Source organism: Paenibacillus caseinilyticus, assembly GCF_027533645.1.
GTDB classification, from domain to species: domain Bacteria; phylum Bacillota; class Bacilli; order Paenibacillales; family NBRC-103111; genus Paenibacillus_G; species Paenibacillus_G caseinilyticus.
Genome location: NZ_JAQAGY010000003.1, coordinates 496,493 through 514,356, shown reverse-complemented (window position 1 = coordinate 514,356; position 17,864 = coordinate 496,493). Strand labels below are relative to the sequence as shown.

Annotated in this window: 17 protein-coding genes; 15 read left to right on the top strand and 2 right to left on the bottom strand. The window is 61.6% G+C overall.

The window, feature by feature from the left end; translation table 11 throughout:
* Positions 1–13: 13 nt before the first annotated feature.
* Genes cbiB through O9H32_RS07780 form a run of 5 tightly spaced genes read left to right on the top strand, consistent with a single transcriptional unit; the run spans position 14 to position 6,158 of the window.
* Positions 14–1,042 carry an adenosylcobinamide-phosphate synthase CbiB gene (gene cbiB, locus O9H32_RS07800; RefSeq protein WP_406627267.1) on the top strand — a complete coding sequence of 343 codons (1,029 nt, stop codon included), beginning with the start codon at positions 14–16 and terminating at the stop codon, positions 1,040–1,042.
* The gene (cobS, locus tag O9H32_RS07795; protein WP_269865363.1) at positions 1,009–1,839 is read left to right on the top strand and encodes an adenosylcobinamide-GDP ribazoletransferase; all 831 of its coding nucleotides are present in this window, start codon (positions 1,009–1,011) and stop codon (positions 1,837–1,839) included. Before cbiB ends, cobS begins: the two co-directional genes overlap by 34 nt.
* A 12-nt stretch (positions 1,840–1,851) precedes the next feature.
* Positions 1,852–4,647 (top strand): cobyric acid synthase, encoded by a 2,796-nt coding sequence (locus tag O9H32_RS07790; RefSeq protein ID WP_269865362.1) that lies wholly within the window; start codon positions 1,852–1,854, stop codon positions 4,645–4,647.
* A gap of 15 nt (positions 4,648–4,662) precedes the next feature.
* Entirely contained in the window at positions 4,663–5,232 is a 570-nt protein-coding gene (locus O9H32_RS07785) for a cob(I)yrinic acid a,c-diamide adenosyltransferase (RefSeq protein ID WP_269865361.1), read from the top strand.
* Positions 5,229–6,158: an RluA family pseudouridine synthase gene (locus O9H32_RS07780; protein ID WP_269865360.1), complete on the top strand. Its 930-nt coding sequence runs from the start codon at positions 5,229–5,231 to the stop codon at positions 6,156–6,158. Before O9H32_RS07785 ends, O9H32_RS07780 begins: the two co-directional genes overlap by 4 nt.
* Positions 6,159–6,937: 779 nt before the next feature.
* On the opposite strand, the gene O9H32_RS07775 is transcribed toward O9H32_RS07780, so the two are convergent.
* On the bottom strand, positions 6,938–7,681 hold the full coding sequence (locus O9H32_RS07775; protein WP_269865359.1) for a YdcF family protein: 744 nt from the start codon (positions 7,679–7,681) through the stop codon (positions 6,938–6,940).
* A 239-nt stretch (positions 7,682–7,920) separates the two neighbouring features.
* Between O9H32_RS07775 and O9H32_RS07770 the strand changes: the two genes are divergently transcribed.
* The 10 genes from O9H32_RS07770 (at position 7,921) to O9H32_RS07725 (ending at position 17,115) form a co-directional block, all read left to right on the top strand.
* The gene (locus O9H32_RS07770; RefSeq protein WP_269865358.1) at positions 7,921–8,295 is read left to right on the top strand and encodes an arsenate reductase family protein; all 375 of its coding nucleotides are present in this window, start codon (positions 7,921–7,923) and stop codon (positions 8,293–8,295) included.
* A 29-nt stretch (positions 8,296–8,324) separates the two neighbouring features.
* Entirely contained in the window at positions 8,325–9,383 is a 1,059-nt protein-coding gene (locus tag O9H32_RS07765; protein WP_269865357.1) for a site-2 protease family protein, read from the top strand.
* Between the two features lie 57 nt (positions 9,384–9,440).
* Positions 9,441–10,640 (top strand): aminotransferase class I/II-fold pyridoxal phosphate-dependent enzyme, encoded by a 1,200-nt coding sequence (locus O9H32_RS07760; protein ID WP_269865356.1) that lies wholly within the window; start codon positions 9,441–9,443, stop codon positions 10,638–10,640.
* 175 nt (positions 10,641–10,815) lie between these two features.
* Entirely contained in the window at positions 10,816–11,898 is a 1,083-nt protein-coding gene (locus tag O9H32_RS07755) for a Gfo/Idh/MocA family protein (RefSeq protein WP_269865355.1), read from the top strand.
* 27 nt (positions 11,899–11,925) lie between these two features.
* Entirely contained in the window at positions 11,926–12,945 is a 1,020-nt protein-coding gene (locus tag O9H32_RS07750) for a Gfo/Idh/MocA family protein (protein WP_269865354.1), read from the top strand.
* Entirely contained in the window at positions 12,942–13,901 is a 960-nt protein-coding gene (locus O9H32_RS07745) for an AraC family transcriptional regulator (RefSeq protein WP_269865353.1), read from the top strand. Before O9H32_RS07750 ends, O9H32_RS07745 begins: the two co-directional genes overlap by 4 nt.
* 408 nt (positions 13,902–14,309) lie before the next feature.
* Complete coding sequence (locus tag O9H32_RS07740; RefSeq protein WP_269865412.1) at positions 14,310–15,203, top strand: 5'-3' exonuclease; 894 nt, start codon at positions 14,310–14,312, stop codon at positions 15,201–15,203.
* Between the two features lie 74 nt (positions 15,204–15,277).
* Positions 15,278–15,838, top strand: coding sequence for an acyl-CoA thioesterase (locus O9H32_RS07735; RefSeq protein ID WP_269865352.1), 561 nt, complete (start codon positions 15,278–15,280; stop codon positions 15,836–15,838).
* Positions 15,839–15,851: 13 nt separating this feature from the next.
* Complete coding sequence (locus O9H32_RS07730; RefSeq protein ID WP_269865351.1) at positions 15,852–16,766, top strand: ArsR/SmtB family transcription factor; 915 nt, start codon at positions 15,852–15,854, stop codon at positions 16,764–16,766.
* Between the two features lie 31 nt (positions 16,767–16,797).
* Entirely contained in the window at positions 16,798–17,115 is a 318-nt protein-coding gene (locus O9H32_RS07725; protein WP_269865350.1) for a cupin domain-containing protein, read from the top strand.
* 180 nt (positions 17,116–17,295) lie between these two features.
* Here the strand turns inward: O9H32_RS07725 and O9H32_RS07720 are convergent, their stop codons facing one another.
* Positions 17,296–17,589 (bottom strand): DUF3055 domain-containing protein, encoded by a 294-nt coding sequence (locus O9H32_RS07720; protein WP_269865349.1) that lies wholly within the window; start codon positions 17,587–17,589, stop codon positions 17,296–17,298.
* Between the last annotated feature and the right edge of the window lie 275 nt (positions 17,590–17,864).

The window sequence follows — 17,864 nt, the reverse complement described above, 5'->3', positions numbered from 1 at the left end:
CAGGCCGGCAGGCATGCAACAAGAAGATGGGGGAGCGGAAGTGCTGGAATACGGATGGCAGGAAATGCTGCTAATCGTTCTCGCTGCCCTGGTCATCGACTGGGTGATCGGCGATCCGCAGTGGCGGTGGCTGACGCATCCGGTGGTGTGGATCGGGCGGCTGATTCGTGTGCTGGAGAAGCGGCTGTACCCGGGAGCCGGCGTAGACCCCGGGAGTCGAGGGACGGTACGCCTGCGCGGTGCGGCGCTCACGCTGACGACGATTGCGACAGCCTATGCGGCGGTATGGGCCGTCTGCCGGTTGGCGGACGCCGTGAACCCTTGGCTCGGCTATGCGGCCTCCGCTTGGCTGATCTCCACGACGATCGCGGTGAAGGGCCTGAAGGACGCGGCGATGCTCGTCTACCGTCCGCTTCATACCGGGGAGATGGACGAAGCGCGCAAGTATGTAGGCTATATCGTCGGCCGCGATACGACGCGGCTGGACGAGCCGGAGATTACGAGGGCCACCGTGGAGACAGTGGCGGAGAACATCGTCGATGCCTTCGTCTCGCCGCTGGTGTTCGCCCTGCTCGGCGGCGCCCCGCTCGCGATGCTCTACCGGGCGTCGAATACGCTGGATTCGATGGTGGGCTACAAGAATGACAAGTACCTGCACTTCGGCTGGGCATCGGCGCGGTGGGACGATGTCTTGAACTGGCTGCCGGCCCGGCTGACGGGACTGCTGCTCGTGGCGGCAGCCTGGCTGACGCCTGGGCTGTCCGCACGGCGGTCGGCGGAGGCGGTCCGGATCTTCGCCCGCCGGCATCCGAGCCCGAACAGCGGCATTCCCGAATCGGCCGTGGCCGGGGCGCTCGGGATCGAGCTGGGCGGCGTGAACGTGTACCATGGCCGGGTGAGCGAACGGGCCCGGATGGGCTGGCCGCTGCGGCCGCTGGGGCGGGAAGATATTCCGCGCACGGCGGGGCTGCTGTACAAGGTGAGCTATATTGCAGCGGGGGGATTGGTTTGCGCACTGCTTTGGATTACATACGCGGGATAGGCACGGCGGCTGCGGCCGCTTTTCAATTTTTGTCAAGGCTTCCGGTACCGGTAACGCTTCACTATACGGACGCCGTGTTCCGCCGCAGCGTCATCTTCTATCCGCTTGTCGGCGCGGTGCTGGGCGCCCTGCTGTGGGCGTCGGGAGCGCTCCTGCAGGGTGTGCTGCCGGCGCTCCCGGCGGCGGCCGTGCTGCTCGCCTTATGGGTGGCGCTGACCGGCGCGCTGCATCTTGACGGACTGATGGATACGGCGGACGGGGTGCTCAGCCACCGTCCGCGGGAGCGGATGCTGGAGATTATGAAGGACAGCCGGGTCGGGGCGATGGGTGTCGTCGTCTGCATGCTGGTGCTGCTGCTGAAGTGGTCGCTGCTGGCGGCGCTGCTCGGAAGGGGGAGCGGCTGGAGCGATCTGGCCGTGCTGCCCCTCGTGCTCCTGTGGAGCCGCTGCGCGATGGCGGCTGCGCTGGTATGCTGGCCTTATGCCCGGCAGGCCGAGGGAGGCGGTATGGGCAGCCTGTTCGCGGGCCTCGGCTTCCGCCACCTGGCGGGGGCTGTGCTGCTGGCGGCAGCGCTGACGTTAGCCGCCGGCTGGGGGCTCGTGCAGGCGGGAGCGGGAGGCACCCCGCCGGTTAGGGCGCTGCTGCTTCTGCCTGCGGCGGCGGCAGCCGGATGCGCGCTGCTGGGCGTGCTGCTGCACCGGAAGCTGGGCGGCTTGACCGGCGACACCTACGGCGCCATCAACGAAGGGATCGAGACGCTCCTGCTGATCCTATGGGTCGGCATTGTGAGCTACTAGGAGGCGAAGGGGATGTTGGAGAAATACGGGCACGGCGGCGACCTGGAGACGGCGGCGGAGACGTACGGCCTGGCGCCGGAAGACTTTTTGGATTACAGCTCGAACATGAATCCGTTCGGCCCGCCTCAGGCTGTAGGGGATATTCTGCGCTCCCGCTGGAAGGAAGCGGCAGCCTATCCCGATCCGGCGGTGAGAGAACTTAGGCGCCGGCTCTCGGCGAAGCACGGCGTAGCCCCGGAGTGCATCCTGGTCGGCAACGGGGCGGCGGAGCTGATCGATCTCGCCGTGCGCGTGCTGCGGCCGGCCGTGACGGGACTGGCCCGGCCCTCGTTCAAGGAATACGAGGATGCGGTGTTGAAGTCAGGCGGTGCCGTGAGAGATATTCCATTACATGAAGAGCACGGCTTCGGGCTGCAGCTGGAAGATCTGGAAGAAGCGGCGGCCTGCTGCGACCTGCTCTTCCTTGGGTCGCCGAACAACCCGACAGGGGGACTGCTGGCTCAGGCTGTCCGGGAGAGGCTGGCGGAAGGCGGCCCGGCCTCGGTCGTCGACGAAGCCTTCCTCGACTTCCTGCCGGAAGAGGAAGAGCTGTCGCTGGCGAAGGCGGCGGCTTCGAATCCGAATCTGATCGTCCTTCGTTCGATGACGAAGTTCTACGCGATTCCGGGTCTGCGTCTCGGGTATGCGGTGGCGCATCCGGACCGGATCCAGGCGATGAAGGAGCTCCAGGTGCCCTGGAGCGTCAACGCCTTCGCCCAGTGGATCGGGGCCGCGGTGCTGGATGACCGCGCCTACGAGGAGCGGACTCGGGCCTGGCTGCCGCCCGCGCGCGAGAAGCTGCTGGCAGCGCTGCGGAAGCTGGGCCTGCTCGCCTGGGACAGCCGCACGAACTACGTGCTGTGCTCCTTGCGGCCGCTCGGATGGACCGCAAGTGAGCTGCAGGCGGCGATGGGCCGGCGGGGGATTCTGATCCGCGACGCTTCGCTGTTCCCGGGCTTGGATGCCTCCTTCGTCCGGCTCGCGGTGAAGCTGCCGGAGCAGAACCGGCGCCTGCTCGCCGTGATGGCGGAAGTTCTGCACAAAGCGCAGCAGCACGCGGAGCTCCCAGAGCTTGAGGCTGCGGGGGTGGCGGCAGCGGCCGGCACCGGGTTCCAAGCGGAAACTGCGGTTGGAGAGACGGCCGGCTTGGACACAGCGCCCGGTGCGGCAGCCCGCTTCGGTGCCGGGGCCTTGCATCCAGCGGCAGCATTCCGCCGCCGAGGCGCCGTCGTCATGCTGCAGGGTACCGCCTCCGATGTCGGCAAGAGCCTGCTGACCGCAGCCTTCTGCCGCATCCTGCTGCAGGACGGGCGCCGGGTGGCGCCGTTCAAGTCGCAGAACATGTCGCTGAACTCCTACGTGACGCCAGACGGCAAGGAGATCGGCCGGGCCCAAGGCATGCAGGCCGACGCCTGCCGCATTCCGGCGACGACCGATATGAACCCGATCCTGCTCAAGCCGAAGAAGGACATGGTAGCGCAGGTCGTCGTCCACGGGAAGCCGTACCAGGATCTCGACGCTCGCACGTACCGTGAGCGCTATCTTCCCGAGGCGGAAGGGGTGGTCAAGGAAGCCTTGGCCCGGCTGCGATCCGTACATGACGTCGTCGTGATGGAGGGTGCAGGAAGCCCTGCCGAGGTGAACCTGAAGGACCGGGATATCGTGAATATGCGTCTGGCCGGCTGGGCGGACGCGCCGGTGCTGCTCGTCGCGGATATCGACCGGGGCGGCGTCTTCGCTTCGATCGTCGGTACGCTGGAGATTCTCTCGCCGGAGGAGCGGGCCCGCGTACGGGGCTTCGTCATCAACAAGTTCCGGGGGGACGTGACGCTGCTGCAGCCGGGGATCGACTGGCTGGAGGCGCGTACGGGCATTCCGGTGCTCGGCGTGATCCCGTACCTTCCGCAGCTCGGCCTCGAGGACGAGGATTCGGCTTCGCTGGAGCGCAGGCTCGCGGAGGCCGCCAGAAGCCAGCCTGCCGGCAAGCTGCCGGCGGACACCCTGGACATCGCGGTGCTGCGCCTGCCCCGCCTCTCGAACTTCACGGACGCCGACCCGCTCGCCTTCGAGCCGGATGTACGTCTGCGGTTCGTCACGTCGCCGGAGGAGTTCGGGCAGCCCGATGCCGTGATCGTGCCCGGCAGCAAGAACACGGTCGACGATCTGCTCTTCCTGCGCTCGAGCGGCCTGGACCGCAAGCTGCTCGCCTATGCGGCGGAAGGGGGCTTCGTCACCGGGATCTGCGCGGGCTACCAGATGCTGGGGACAAGGCTGCTCGATCCGGAGCTGGTCGAATCCGACCGGGAGCGGCTGGACGGACTTGGCCTGCTGCCGACCGAGACTGTCTTTGCGGCGGAGAAGCGGACGGTTCAGGCTTCCGGCGTATCGCACCTCTACGGTGGCGGCTTCCGGGTAGAAGGCTATGAGATTCACATGGGCCGGACGACGTTCCTGGAGCCGGTGGAGCATCCGTTCCTCCTCCAGGAATCCGCAGGCTCCGCCGCCGGTGTGCCCGACGGCGCCGCTACGGCGGACGGCCGCTGCTGGGGGACCTACCTGCATGGCGTGCTGCATAATGACGATTTTCGGCGTGCCTGGCTGAACCGCATCCGGGAGAGCCGGGGGCTGTCTCCGCTGCCGGCCGAGTTGCGGTTCGCCGAACGGCGGGAAGCCGCTTTCGACCGGCTCGCGGAGCATGTGCGCTTGCACTTGGATATGGAACGGTTCTATGAGATGATACGGGAACAAGAAGCTGCCATGCTTACCTGAGGGAGGAGATTACGGATGCGCATTTATACAAGAACCGGCGATGCCGGCCAGACCGGCGTGATCGGAGGACGCGTCGACAAGGATGATGACCGGGTGGAGGCTTACGGCACGACCGATGAGCTGAACTGCTTCGTGGGCCAGGCGATCGGGTTCCTCGACCCGCAGCGCGATGCGGATCTCGCCGCAGACCTGCTGGAGATCCAGCATGAGATTTTTGACTGCGGCTCGGATCTCGCCCTGCTGAAGCAGGAGCTGCGTCCTTACAAAGTCACCGCAGCGATGGTCGACCGCCTCGAAGCGTGGATCGACAAGTACGACGCGGAGACGCCGGACATCCAGCGGTTCATTCTGCCGGGAGGCTCGCTTGCTTCCTCGACGCTCCACGTGTGCCGTACGGTATGCCGCCGGGCCGAGCGCCGCGTGGTGACACTGGCACGGACTCAGCCGATCAACGATGAGGTGAGGCGTTATCTCAACCGGCTCTCGGACCTGTTCTTCACGGTTGCCCGGGTAGCCAACCACCGCGCCGGCGTGCCGGATGTGGAATATGTGAGAAGTGCCGAGGTGTTCCGGCGCAAATCATGACCTACTACAAACCGCTCGAATACATCGTACCGCCGGAGGACGAAGGCATGCTGCTCCGGACGGTCCTGCAGAACCGCATGGGGCTCTCCCGCAAGCTCCTCTCCCGCTTGAAGCTGACGGAAGAGGGCATCACCGTGAACGGCGAACGGCGCTACATCACCGTGAAGGTGCAGCCGGGGGACCGGGTCGCCGTCCGGATGGAAGTCGAAGCCTCGGACGATATCCTGCCCCAGCCGATGCCGCTGGACATTCTCTATGAGGATGACGAGCTGCTCGTGCTTAACAAGGAGGCCGGAAGGGTCGTGCATCCGACGCACGGCCACTACACGGAGACGCTAGCCAATGGCGTCGTGCATTACTGGCAGGAGAAGGGGCTGAGCTTCCGCTTTCGGCCGATCCACCGGCTGGACCAGGAGACGTCCGGCGCATTGGCGGTGGCGAAGAATCCTTACGTGCACCAGCAGATTTCCGAAGAAATGCAGACGACCGGGCTCAAAAAAGAGTATCTCGCCTTCGTCCACGGACGGCTTCAAGCGGACGAGGGGACGGTGGATGAGCCGATCGACCGCGACCCAGAGGCGCCTCATATCCGTATCGTCACCCCTTCAGGGTATCGTTCGGTCACCCATTACCGCGTGGAGCGCCGGTTTGCGGAGGCGACGCTGGTCCGGCTGTGGCTGGAGACGGGGCGCACGCATCAGATCCGCGTCCATATGCGCCACCTCGGCCATCCGCTGCTCGGCGACAAGATGTACGGCCTTCCAGAGGCAGAGGGTGTGTATGGAGGGCTGCAGCGCCATGCGCTGCACGCATGTCTGCTCGGACTGACCCATCCCGTGCGCCGCGAGTGGATGGAGTTCGAAGCGCCGCTGCCCGATGACCTGCGGGAACTGCTTCAAGTCTTGGAAGGCCAAGCGCCCGATTAGTTTCGAATATGGGTTCATTAACGAATGGAGTTTTGTGATACACTCGACTTGCTTTCTTAAGGAATGTAAGGTTACGCAGGGTAGACCATTCTTCCCGATAAATCTTTATGCAGCTAACCAATAGCGCATAAAGTCTCTGCCTGTGGAGGGAGGAATCGGGAGCGGTCTGCCCTTTCTGTTTCAGGTAACCCGTTTAGCGCTTGTGCCAGAGGAGGAGGGGATGATATGTCCTTTCCCGGGTATAGGCTCCATCCGATAACATCCAACCACAGACATCTGGCTTGTGGTTGTTTGTCGTTCCGGTAAGTAGGAACTTTCGAGGGCAGCCACTCCACCCAGATGAAAATGAAGGAGCGGCCCGACTGTCCGCCGAAGAGGCAGGACGGACACGGAGTAGGGCGAGCACATCGGACCATGCTTTATTGATGGGCGGCGAAAACTATGCGGGCCGCATGGGCGAGATCCGCGTGACGGCTCTGGTGATTCAAGATACGGAGGGATCCTATTCAGCCTTATCCGCACGGCACGGCGCTGGCAGCGAGGCATTCCCCGGGCGAAGCTGCTCACGCCCGAAGGAACGGGGCATGCGCTTTCCCCCGGGCGACTCTGGCCGGTCTCTCATCGATGCGCTTCATACGCCATACCTGCGGCGGCATGCAGGGGCTGAACGCGGGGAAGAAGCGCAGCAGGCCGTATCCGGGACTCCAGGGAGTCCGGATACGGCCTGTTTGTTTGCAGTCTTGAGGGGGGCGCAGCTCGTCCCCCCCATGCCCAAGGGGTTACTGCAGCCTGCCGAGGTATTCCTTGAGCGCAAGGGAGAACGAATCCAACGCGCCGGTGGTCGGAATCCACAGACGGCTGGTCATGGCGCCGTCGTACCGGCTGATTTTGTAGTCGACGGGGTAAGGAAGCACCTGCACACCCTGCTTGCCGAAGTGCTTGATGGAGCGGGCCATGTGGAAGGCTGAGGTCACGAGGATGGGCTTCTTGAAGCCGTGCTGCTCCAGCAGCACCTTGGAGTTCCGGGCGTTCTCCTGGGTCGTGCGGGAGGCGTCGTCGAGCAGGATGGCCTTCTCCGGCACGCCAAGGGCGATCAGCTTCTGCTTCGAGAGCCGGCCTTCATTCGCGGTGTCCTCATAGACTTGTCCGCCTGAGACGAGAATGGGCAGCGGCTTCTTGGCATACAGCTCGGAGACGGCGACGACCCGGTGAAGGGTAGAGCCGCTGAGGTGGCCCGTGGCGCTGATGTCCGGCGTACCGCTGATGCCCCCGCCGGTAAGCATGACATACACATCGCCTTCCACGGCCTTCGGCGGATCGTACCCGTCCTCGATCGACTTCAGGAGTCCTTCTCCCGTGAGGGGAATGGACACGAAGTAGAACAGCAGAGCTGCCGCCCCGAGCAGCACACCGGCCGAGCGGCGGACCCGCCAGTACAGCCATGCGCCGAGGAAGAGCAGGATCAGAATGAAGAGGCCGGGAGGAAAGAGGAAACTGTAGACGAGTTTAATGGCATAAATCATGAGGGGCTCCTTATTGTGCGGGATGAGAGAACCGGCGGGCATGGGGGAGGCCGAGCCGGGCCTTGCAGCTCGCTCCGCCCATGGCCCGGTTCCTTCTCCCATTATCTTAGGGGAAGCGCGGTTTTTCAAGCGCCCGGAGCAGCGGAGCCGGCTTATTTGCAGGGGGAAGCCGTTCATCGGTATAATGGAAAATGAAGAGCAAGACTATGCTAATGACGATAAGGAAGGTATCCCGCACCATGAACGATTCTACACTTAAAGTATATCAGTATCCTTCGTGCAGCACATGCCGAAGTGCGGTCAAATGGCTCAAGGAGCATGGATGGGAACTGGAGCTGGTCCATATCGTGGAGCAGCCGCCGACCGTGGAGGAACTCCGGGAGATCATCCCGAGGAGCGGCCTTGAGATCAAGAAGTGGTTCAACGTCTCAGGCGAAGTATACAAGGAGCTCGGCCTGAAAGATAAGCTGCCCGTGCTTAGCGAAGAGGAGAAGATCGAGCTTCTCGCGTCGAACGGCAAGCTGATCAAGCGGCCGGTAGTCATCAGCGGCAGCCGGGTGACGGTGGGCTTCAAAGCCGACCAGTACGAGGAAGCCTGGGGCACCCGGGGTTAATCCAAGCAAGTCGAGGAGCGTGAAGCCTGTTGCAGCAGCGACAGAAACCAAAGAAGCAGACTCCGCTGTGGTATATCGGTGCTGCGGCCATATATCTGTTTAAGTTTGTAAAGTTTGGCAAGGTGGGGACGGCTTTTCTCACCATGCTGCTTTCCATAGGAGCTTATGCCTTGCTCTTCCCCTGGCAGTTTGCTGTGGGGTTCGTCATCCTCATTTTTATACATGAATTGGGGCATGTCGTGGCTTCAAGAATAAAAGGGATGCCCGTTACCGCTATCGTGTTCATCCCTTTTCTTGGAGCAGCAACCAGCATGAAGCGTCATCCGAGAGATGCTTCGACTGAAGCGTTCATCTCACTTGGCGGGCCGGTATTAGGGACTATAGGAGCATTGCTGTTTTATTTTTCGGCGCAGCAAATGGGTAGTGCCTTGCTGTATTCATTAGCCTACGTTGGTTTCTTTCTGAACCTCATCAACCTTCTGCCGATTTACCCCCTTGATGGCGGTAAAATTGTTCCGGCCATCACCCGCTGGCTGTGGCTGGTTGGCTTGGTAGGCGGGCTTGTGGTGATCTACTATCTGAAGTCCATTCTGTTCTTCATCATCTGGGCGATGTTCGCCTACGATCTCTACAAGAAATTCGTGGGCAAGCGCAAGGCGGCCGAGACTCGCGTCATGAATGCCAGCTTCCAAGTGGCTGCCGAGCCGCTGATCGAGCAGGGCTATCTCATCCCGGGACCCGAGCATAAGCGCGACCTGCCTTTCCTGACCTACTCGGATCTGGAGGGCCAGCAGCACGTGAAGGTGTACTGGGAAGGGCTCGATTTTACCGGTACGATCCCTATGATGGAGCAGGGCCTCATCAAGCGTACGCACGTTACGCGGCTGGAGCGGCAGCAGAAGGAAGATGGGCTGTATCTGATGATCCACTGCCAGGTGGAATACACCAAGTTTGAGAACGATGCCTATTACGATGTTCCTGCCTCTGCCCGCTGGGCTTATGGGGCTGCCTATCTGCTTCTGGCCGCATTCCTCTTCGTGATGATGAGGGAGGTTCATGAGGTGCCGGGCCTGAATCTGCGCAGATAACCTGTCAGCGGGGCCGCGCAAGCGTGTCATTCTAGATAAAAAGAGGTTGGATAGACTATGACGAAATGGCAATCGAAGCGTTTGGCCGAACTGGGTTCGGCCATTTTTTCTGAAGTCGCGCAGTGGAAGAAGGAGGTACAGGAGCAGGGCGTCGATGTCATCGACCTCGGGATCGGAAGCCCCGACCGCGGACCGTCCGAGCGGGTGCGCGCGGCCTTGGCTGCAGCGGTGAACGATCCGGGGCAGTACGGCTACCCGACCTCCGAGGGCAGCCTTCCCTTCCGGGAGGCCGTGGCGAAGTGGTACCGCCACCGGTTCGGCGTGGAACTCGATTCCGAGCGGGAAGTGGTGACGCTGATGGGGTCGCAGGACGGTCTAGCCCATCTGGCGATGGCGGTCACCGATCCGGGCGATACGGTGATGGTGCCGGACCCGGGCTATCCGATCTATGCGGCGAGCCTCGTGCTGGCCGGTGTCGAACCGTATTTTCTGCCCCTGCGCGCAGAGAACGGGTTCCTGCCGAACTTCGGCGATATTCCGGAGGAGACGGCACGCAGGGCGAAGTTCATTCTGCTGGGCTACCCGAGCAATCCGCTGTCTGCGGTGGCCACGCAGCCGTTCTTCGAGGAGCTTGTGCGGTTCGCGAAGACTTATGACCTGCTGATCGTCCACGACGCAGCGTATTCCGAGATGGCTTATGACGGCTTCCGGCCGCCAAGCATTCTCGAGATCGAAGGGGCCAAGGAGGTCGCTGTCGAATTCCACTCCTTGTCGAAAAGTTTCAACATGGCCGGCTGCCGCATTGCTTTCATGGTCGGGCAGCCGGATGCGGTCCGGGCGCTGCGTATGCTGAAGTCGAATATCGATTATGGGGTATTTCTGCCGGTGCAGCAGGCTGGCATCGCTGCCCTGGAGGAAGACATGCTGCCGGGCAGCGTCTCCGTAGCCGGCTTGTACCAGCGGCGGCGCGATCTGGTGGTGGAGGGACTGCGGTCGGCAGGCTGGGATATCCCGAAGCCGAAGGCCACGATGTTCATCTGGGCTCCGATTCCGGCCGGGTGGACATCTCGACAGATTTCCCGGGAAATGCTATATTCCGCAGGCGTTGTCGTAATCCCGGGCGATGCCTTCGGACGGGATGGCGAGGGCTATGTCCGGATTGCGCTTGTTCAGGAAGAGGAGCGGCTGCAGGAAGCCGTACGGCGTATTGGAATCTTTCTGCAGGAAGCCGGTCAGCGGGACAGCGCGAATTCATAGTCATGGTGAGGGGCCGTATCTTTCTCGTGGAGAGAGAACGGCTCTTTTTTGATGACTTCGGTATGGATCGGTGTCGCAAAATCTGACTCTGCCTTGTCGCCAATTTGCAATATCCACTCCCCGGCAATTCTGTTACGATAAAGGCATATCATCTACATAACAGGAGGGAATATCATTGTCTAAGAAGCTTCGGATTGGAATCATCGGGTGCGGCGGCATTGCGAACGGCAAGCATCTGCCGGCGCTGGCCAAGCAGGACCGGGTAGAGGTTGTCGCTTTTTGTGACATTATCGTAGAGCGGGCGAATCAGGCGGCGGAGAAATACGGAAGTGAAGGAGCCAAGGTGTACGAGGACTACACCCAGCTTCTTGAAGACGCTTCCATTGATGTGGTGCATGTGTGTACGCCCAACGACTCCCATGCGGATATCTCTGTAGCGGCGCTCGAGGCAGGCAAGCATGTCATGAGCGAGAAGCCGATGGCAAAGACGGCTGCGGATGCGCAGCGGATGCTGGAAGCGGCCGAGCGTACGGGCAGGAAGCTTACCGTAGGCTACAACAACCGCTACCGTCCGGACAGTCTATACCTCAAGCGGCTCTGCGAAGACGGCGACCTCGGCGAAATCTACTATGCCAAGGCGCACGCCATCCGGCGGAGGGCGGTGCCGACTTGGGGCGTGTTCCTCGACGGGGAGAAGCAGGGCGGAGGCCCGCTGATCGATATCGGGACGCACGCGCTGGATCTCACCCTGTGGATGATGGATAACTACGAGCCGAAGGTGGTGCTCGGTACCGCATTCCACAAGCTGTCGTCCAAGGAGAAGGCGGCCAATGCCTGGGGACCTTGGGATCCGGCGAAGTTCACAGTCGAGGATTCGGCGATGGGCATGATCGTGATGAAGAACGGGGCGACGATCATGCTGGAGTCGAGCTGGGCGCTCAATACGCTGGACGTCAAGGAAGCAAAGTGTACGCTGAGCGGCACCGAAGGCGGGGCGGACATGGAAGACGGCCTCCGGCTGAACGGCGAGAAGCACAGCAAGCTTTATACCCACAAGGTGGAACTCGGAGCCAAGGGCGTCGATTTCTATGACGGCAAGACGGAGAACGCGGAGGATACCGAGATGCGCTGCTGGATCGATGCGATCTTGAACGATACGGAGCCGGTGGTGACCCCGCGTCAAGCGCTGGTGGTCTCCCAGATTCTCGAGGCGATCTACGAATCGTCGAAGACGGGCCAAACGGTGTATTTCGATTAAACGGCGGCAGGAAAGGAGGATGAGCCCATGATTCGAGTAGCCATGCTGAGCTTCTGGCACGTGCATGCCAAAGACTATGCCAAGCAGGCGGACGAACACCCCGGCACGCAGATTACGGCCGTATGGGATGAACAGCCCGAACGCGGACGGAGGGAGGCCGAAGCCCGCGGGGTGCCGTTCTACGACAACCTGGAGGAGCTTCTGTCTCTGCCGGAGATCGATGGGGTCATCGTCGATACGCCCACGAACCTTCACCGCGGGGTGATGGTGGCCGCAGCGCGTGCGGGCAAGCATATCTTCACGGAAAAAGTCATCGCGCCAACCCTGAAGGAGGCGGCGGAGATCCTGGAGGCGGTGGAGGCGGCCGGGGTCAAGCTGACGGTATCCCTGCCGCGCCTGAACCACAGCTATACGCTCGCGGTGCAGGAGATTCTCTCCCGCCGGCTGCTCGGCGAATTGACGCTGGTGCGCACGCGCTTGTCCCACAACGGCGCGGTATCCACGGAGCAATCGCCAGGCGGATGGCTTCCCGCCCACTTTTTCGACCGGGAAGCGTGCGGTGGAGGCGCGATGATCGACCTCGGCTGCCACCCGATGTATCTGGCCCGGCTGTTCCTGGGCGAGCCGGAGAGCGTATCCGCCCACTACGGGTATATCACGGGGCGTGAGGTCGAAGACAACGTGGTGGCCGTGCTGCGCTATCCGAACGGAGCGCTCGCAGTTGTGGAGGCCGGCTTCGTGAACGCGTTCTCGCCCTTCGTGATCGAAGTGCACGGGACGAAGGGGAGCCTGTTGTTCTCTTCGCACGACAACCGGCTGCTGCTCCGTTCCCAGGCGGCGGGGGGAGCGGCAGAGCAGGAGTGGACGGTTCAGGAGCTTCCGCAGGAGAGGCTCTCCGCCTTCGATCAGTGGGTAGGCCATATTCAGGAGAATACGAAGGCGGAAGAGAACGTGGCGCTGGCGCTGGACCTGACCCGGCTGATGGAAGCGGCGAACCGGTCGGCCTCCTCCGGCTCGGCGATCTCCCTCAGCGATCTCCGCTCATGAACGGCCAGCCCCGATCCGCCTCGAAGCCGTATCCTTACGAGCTCATGCTGGAGAATCCGAGCGCGCTGGACCGGCTCGACGTGCAGTTCCGGTGGGGCGGCTACGGCATCCGCATGCTGCGCTTTCATCATACGACCTTCCCGCCGGGAAGGACGGTTCCGTTCCACAAGCACTCGGACTATGAGTTTCATTTCATTCCGAGAGGCAAAGGGAAGGTCATCCTGGGCAGCGAGCCCTATTCGCTGCACGAGGGGCAGATGTACTTGACGGGGCCCGGCCTGCTGCATTACCAGGAAGCGGACGCCGGCGAAGCGATGGATGAACTCTGCCTGCATCTGGACATCCGTCCGCTCGGGGAGCCGGATGCTCCAGCTGGGGAGTGGGGCGAGGATTGGGAGCGTAGGGAAGCGCAGGCCTGCATCCGCCAGCTGGAGCAGCTTCCGGCCCGGCCCGCCGCCGACAAGTACAAGGCGATGGAATGCTTCCTGGCCGCTTACCGGGCATGGCACGAGAATCAGCCGGGCGTGATGACCGCGATCAAGCAGGCGATCGTCCAGATCTTGCTGCGCATGACCCGCGGATACGATGCGCCGCCCCAGCCCCATCTCCCGTCCCGTGACATGAAGCACTACCGCTACGGACTCGCCGTGCAGTTCATCCAGGACAATTATATGGCCCCCTTGACGCTCGAAGTGGTGGCGGAGCGCGTACAGATCTCCCCACGGCAGCTGCAGCGGATCTTCCGGGAGAGGACAGGGAGCACGTTCAGCGAGTATATCGAGGGCGTCCGCCTCGGCCGGATCTGCAGCGAACTGGCGGAGAGCGATCTCACGATGGAGCAGCTCGCCCTGCGCTGCGGCTTCTCGAGCAGCAATTACCTGCATTACGTGTTCAAGCGCAAACTCGGCACGACGCCGATGCAGTACCGTCTGCAGCACCGGAGGGAGCTGCTGTAAGCAGGGACACCCCCTTTTCGTTGACCCGGAGCGTGCGACTTGCGCCCACGGCTTACGGAAAGGGGGTGTTTGACGTATGCTGCCTCCAACGTATGCAGGCTCCTGCGTGGGCCAAGCGGACTGCCGTATCGAATAGGCAGCGGGGTTAACGGTTCGCCCGGCGAATCGTTAGCGTTCTAAGCGAAGCGGGCATAGGGACGGAGCGTGTCCGTTTCTGCCGGCAGGGAGACGCCGTCCGTCCTGCGGTCAGCCCTTCTTTCCCAAGGCATCCAGCTTTTGGTCCCTGCAGCGTTCCATGAAGGCAGGAAGAGGTTACCAGCCGGCAGCTCCGCCAAAAAAATCAGGGGGGAGGGGCGGATTATGGTATAATGGGACTATCTTTTAGTTATGGGAGTGCGATTGTCTGCGATGATGGAAGAACAACGCAAACTGCTGATTGTCGACGGAATGGCCCTGTTATTCCGGGGCTACTACGCGAACGCCTACGGCGGTTATATCCGCAAGACGTCCGCCGGCGTACCGACCAACGGCGTCTACGGCTTTTTCAAATATTTTCTCGATGCGATCCAGACCTTCAAACCGACGCATGTCATCTGCTGCTGGGATATGGGGAGCAAGACGTTCCGTACGGAGCAGTATTCGGGCTACAAGGCGAACCGTCCCGAAGCCCCGCTCGAGCTGCTGCCGCAGTTCGATCTGGTGAAGCAGGCGGTAGAGAGCTTCGGCGTGCCGAATATCGGCTTCAAGGGGTACGAAGCGGACGACTGTATCGGAACGCTGGCGGAGTGCTTCGGCAAACAGATGCAGGTGATGGTCCTTACCGGCGACCACGATATGCTGCAGCTGGTGAACGAGCAGGTGAGCGTCATTATCATGAAGAAGGGCGCGTCGAACTACGCGGTCTATACGCCGGAGGCGCTGCTGCTGGAGAAGGGGCTGACCCCGCAGCAGTTCATCGATCTCAAGGGGCTGATCGGCGATACCAGCGACAATTACCCGGGCGTGAAGGGAATCGGCGAGAAGACGGCCGTGAAGCTGCTTCTGGAGTACGGCAGCATCGAGGGCATTATCGAGAACCTGGACAATCTGCCGAAGGGCGTTCGTGCCAAAATTGCGGCGGACCTCGAGATGCTGCACCTGTGCCGGGATCTGGCGCGGATCCGCTGCGATGCGCCGGTGGCCTGCTCTGTCGAAGACAGCTGCTGGAATCCGGATACGGATACGGTGCGCAGCAAGTTCGTCGAGCTGGAGTTCAAGGGGCTGCTCGGCGAGCTGCGCTGGATCGGAACGGCCGTCTCTTAGGAGGCATCTGCCGGAGAGGCTATTGATTTGGTTGGGCGTTTTCGGTATGATAACGACAAAAACAGGCCATCTGGATGAAATTTACTTCAATTGTTTCCGGCTGCTGGGAGGTATGGGACTGGGTGCAAAGATATGCCAGGGAATCACGATGCTACAAAACATCCGGGATCTTCCCTACCGACGTCAACAATCACAATACGTTGTTCGGCGGCAAGCTGATGGCATATATCGACGATATTGCCTCGATTGCGGCCATCAAGCACTGCCGGTGCAACGTCGTGACCGCTTCGACGGATTCCGTCGATTTTCTATCGCCGGTACGACCGACCGATTCGGTCTGCCTCGAAGCTTACGTCACCTGGACAGGCCGCAGCTCGATGGAAGTGTTCGTGAAAGTGTCGACGGAGGATCTGCTGTCGGGCAGCCGCAAGATCGCGGCGACGTCCTTCCTTACCTTCGTAGCGTTGAACCAAGAGGGGCGGCCGGTCTCCGTCCCGCAGGTGATGCCGGAATCCGAGGAAGAACGCAAGCTGTTCGAGACGGCCGAAGCGCGTGCGGAGATGCGCCGGCTGAGGCGGGAGCAGAGCAGGAGCTTCGCCGGCGTGCTCACGACGACCTTCCCTTGGGAGACTTAGGGGTGGAGCCGCAATGAAACTGGATATATCCGAGAAATCGCTGCCGGTTTATGAAGCGCTGGCCAGCGGCGTCCGTCTGCAGATGATCCGTCTGCTCGCGGTCAAGCCCATGAATGTCAAGGAACTCGCCGGTGCTCTCGGACTCAGCTCGGCGATCATGACGATGCATATCAAGAAGCTGGAGCGCGCCGAGCTCATCAAGACGGAGATGTTCCCCGGCAAAGGGGGTGCCCAGAAGGTGTGCTCCCTGAATGTGGAGTCCTTGCAGATCGAGTTTCCACAGGGGGACCACGTCCAGCAGTCCTACTACGAAACCGAGATCGGCGTAGGCCATTATACCGATTTTGAGATCCAGCCCACCTGCGGTCTGGCCACCAAGGAGAAGCTGATCGGCGAATACGACGATCCCCGCTTTTTCCTGTCACCGGAGCGTTTTGATGCGCGGATTCTCTGGTTCGGGCAGGGCTATATCGAGTACAAGGTGCCGAACTACATGCTCGGCAATGAAGTGCCGACGAAGCTGGAGGTCTCGCTTGAGCTCGGCTCGGAAGCGCCGGCGAGCAACAATGACTGGCCGTCGGACATTCACTTTGCGCTCAATGGCGTGCCTCTCGGGGCTTGGACTTCGCCAGGGGACTTCGGCGGCCGCAAGGGCAAGTATACCCCGGAGTGGTGGAATATCGACTGCAACCAATACGGTCTGCTGAAAGTGCTGCGCATCGACGGCGAAGGCACGTTCATCGACGGGTACAAGGTGTCGGACGTCACGCTCCACCAGCTGGATATCCGGCGCAAGCAGTGGGCGCTGCGTCTTTCGGTGCCGGAGGATGCGGCCAACGTCGGCGGTCTGACGATCTATGGGGAAGGCTTCGGCAACTACGACCAGAACATCTTGTTCCGGCTGTTCTACGAGAAGGTCCGCGAATAACCATTCGTCTTACGTGAGGAGAGAATCGGATATGAGCAACATTAACGTATGGGAGAATGCCGAGCCGGGGGTTCGGCGCAAGATTTTTGAGCCGGGTGCAGGCATCATGATGATGGAAGTGCACTTCGAGGAAGGGGCGGAGGGCTATATCCACAGCCACCCTCACGAGCAGCTGTCCTACTGTCTCAAGGGACGTCTCGAGTTCACGATCGACGGCGAGAAGCACGTGGTGGCCGCAGGCGAGACGATCTATATCCCAAGCGGTGCGAAGCATGGCTGCCGGGCGCTTGTGCCGAGCGCGCTGCTCGATTCCTTCACGCCGGTGCGCGAGGATCTCGTGAAGAGGTAAAATCTGGATGGGGCGTGTCGCACTACATAGTGGACACGGCACCGGGGCAGCCTGTAAGGCCTGAACGGGGTGTCCCCGGATGGACGGATACAAATAAAAGCGCACTCGCCTTTGAAAGAAGGCGGTGCGCTTTTGATTTGTGCCCGGAGTCCCCGAGGACCCAGGGAAACACGGGACTGCCTAGATATCCGTAAAGTTGATGGGTCCGATCACTTCGCTCAGGAATTCGCGCAGTTCGGCAGCCTCTTCCTCGGTGATCTTGTAGGCGTGCTCGAGATACCCTTCTTCCTCGAGATCGTCCGGACCGATGACACAGGTCTTGCCCGTCTGCAGGTCCGTTACCAGCTTCTTGCCGTAGAACCGGTTCGTCGTAGTGATGGCGAGATCGAAGCGCCGCAGGGACTCCCCTACCACGCAGACGAAGCGGGTCGTTGTTTCTTCCGTGCCGTCGTATAGATAGTCAAATTCCGACATGGTCGGGTTCCTCCGTTCCTCCCGCAGCGGCGGCTAGGGCCGGCTGCCGCGGATATTCCAACCGCATCATTATAACAGATTGGACGAAGACGTGGCAAAAACCGCAGGGGGCCGCATAGGCAGGCGGCAGGCGCCGATGTAGTTTCCTCCAATTGGGTGGGTGAAATGCGGATGAACATGCCTCCGATTCGTAGTCAATTCCGGGGAAACATGGTACAATCGTAGGAAGCGACACCATATGTCATTTTTTCTAATGATTCATAGGTACAGAAACG